The sequence below is a fragment of the Paraburkholderia sp. EB58 genome (assembly GCF_050436665.1).
GTDB lineage: Bacteria > Pseudomonadota > Gammaproteobacteria > Burkholderiales > Burkholderiaceae > Paraburkholderia.
In genome coordinates this window covers 1-2,359 of record NZ_JBNDMQ010000093.1, presented here as the reverse complement: position 1 = coordinate 2,359, position 2,359 = coordinate 1, and the positions used below count along the sequence as shown (strand labels likewise).

The 2,359-nt window shown below is 60.0% G+C and carries 2 protein-coding genes; both read right to left on the bottom strand.

Annotated elements, in window-relative coordinates:
• A partial coding sequence (gene cydB / locus P3T40_RS44840; protein ID WP_429274079.1) for a cytochrome d ubiquinol oxidase subunit II occupies positions 1 to 971 on the bottom strand: 971 nt, incomplete at its 3' end.
• Positions 972 to 1,015: 44 nt separating this feature from the next.
• The coding region (locus tag P3T40_RS44835; protein ID WP_429274078.1) for a cytochrome ubiquinol oxidase subunit I at positions 1,016 to 2,359 on the bottom strand (1,344 nt) is incomplete at its 5' end.

Genomic DNA, 2,359 nt, shown 5'->3' with positions numbered 1-2,359 from the left:
ACGACCTTGCCGCGGAACAGGTGGTACTGGTACAGGTTGTAGCCGACCATGATCGGGAAGACGATGCCGATTCCGAACAGCATGAAGGTGAGCGTCGAACTATCCGACGCTGCCGCCGCCACCGTCAACTGACCGGGAACAATATACGGGAAGAGACTGATCGCCAGACCCGCGAAGGACGCAACGAACATGACGGATGCACCGGCAAAGGGACCGTGCTCGCTGCCCGTAAAAATCGAGTACAGGATGTAGCAGAAAGCGAGAGCTGCGAGCACAGCGAGTCCAATCAGAACATGCAAGACGCCGTTTTGGTCCCAGCGGCTGATGCCGACCGGGCTGATGACCAGCGTTCCCGCGGAGACGATGACCGCAGCGGCCATGGTGGTAAATACGGCCATGATCGAATAGCGGCGTGCGGTCTGTTCCAGGCTGCCGGTGGTCTTCTTCACCAGCCAGGTTGCGCCAAGCAATGCATATCCCGACACCACGCCAATGGCGGTGACCGCGACGAAGCTCATATGCAGATGACCGGGCACCAGGCCCGTGAGAATCTTTCCGAGGACCACGCCCTGGCAGATTGCCGCGAGCAGGCTACCCAGGCCAAAGATGCGGTCCCAGACTGGCTTGCTGCTCGTCGCGGCGTGCCGGAACTCGATGGCTGCACCACGCATGATCATGCTCGCGATCAGCACCATGATGGGCACGTACAGATCGGACAGGATCATGGAGTACGCGGACGGAAACGCGCCGAATAACGCGCCTCCGAGTGCGACAAGCCATGTTTCGTTGGCGTCCCAGACGTGGCCGATCGATTGAATCATGAGATTGCGTTCGGACTCCCTGGAGCGAAACAGGGTGAGGATGCCGACGCCCAGGTCAAAGCCGTCGGTGATGACGTAAAGCACGAGCATCAACCCGATCAGGCCGAACCACGCGTGACTTAATAAACTCTCGGTAGAAGCTGGATTCATTGCAGTACCTATCTGGGTGAATTTAAGCGGGTATGACGTCGGTCCTAGTATTCAATCGAGGCGTGAGAGGCATTGCGCGGAGTAATCTCAGCCGGGGGCATCAGCGTGAGGTCCGGGCCTTTCTTCAACCAGCGGCGGGCAAACACGAAGAACGAGGTGATCAGGATCGCGTAGAACGTGGCAAACATGATCATGCTTCCGGTGATGGCGGTTGCCGGGATGTTGGAGGCAGCCTGTTGCGTGCGAAGCAGGCCGTAGACGACCCACGGCTGACGGCCGACTTCGCGCACGATCCAGCCGCATTCAACAGCGATATACGGCAGCGGAATGGCGAGGACCCATGCCAGCAGCAATTTGCGTTGGGCTAGCAGCGCGTCGAGGCGGCCACGTGCCTTGCGCATTGCGAAGACGGTCCAGAACGCCAGCCCCATGAAGAGGAAGCCGATTCCCGCCATGACGCGGAACGCGTAATAGAGCAAGGGGATCATCGGGGGCTGGTCGGCAACCGGGATGTCGGCAAGACCCTTGACCTGGCCGTGCAGCGTGTGCGTGCCGAGCACGCTCAGGAGTCCGGGGATTTCGAGAGACCAGTCATTGGTTTGCTTGGCTTTATCCGGCCATGCGAGCAGGGACCAGGATGCACCGGTACCCGGTGCATTGGTCTGCCAGTGGCCTTCAATCGCTGCGCCTTTGGCAGGCTGCGTGGCGAAGACATCGACGCCACTGGAATCGCCGAGCCAGATCTGGACGGGCGCCACGAAGGCCAGACACACCAGTGCGACCTTGAACGAGCGCACGAAGAATTCCGGGTTGCGGCGCTTCAGCAGGCAGTACGCGGAAATGCCCGCGATCACGACCAGTCCGGTTTCGAGCGCGGCGAACCACATATGCGACACGCCCCACGGCATGTCGGGAGTGAAGATCGCCTTGACGTAGTCGGTGACCACCAGTTTACCGTCGACCACTTCCACGCCGGCGGGCGTCTGCATCCAGGAGTTGGCCACCATGATCCAGAACGCCGAGAGCGTTGAGCCCAGCGCGACCATGCCGGTAGCAAAGAGGTGCACGCCTTTGGGCACCCGTTCCCACCCGAGCATCATGATGCCGACGAAGCCCGCTTCGAGCATGAACGCCATGGCGCCCTCAAAGCCGAGAATGTTGCCGAAGAATTCGCCGGTGTAGTTGGAAAACGGTCCCCAGTTGGTACCGAACTGGAATTCCATTGGGATGCCGCTCACCACGCCCACGGCGAAATTGAGAACAAGAAGCTTGCTCCAGAAGCGTGCGTGACGGTACCAGACCACTTCGTTGGTTCGAACCCAGAGGACTTCAACCACCAGCAGGAAGGCTGAGAGACTGATGGTTAGAATCGGCCATAGGATGTGGAA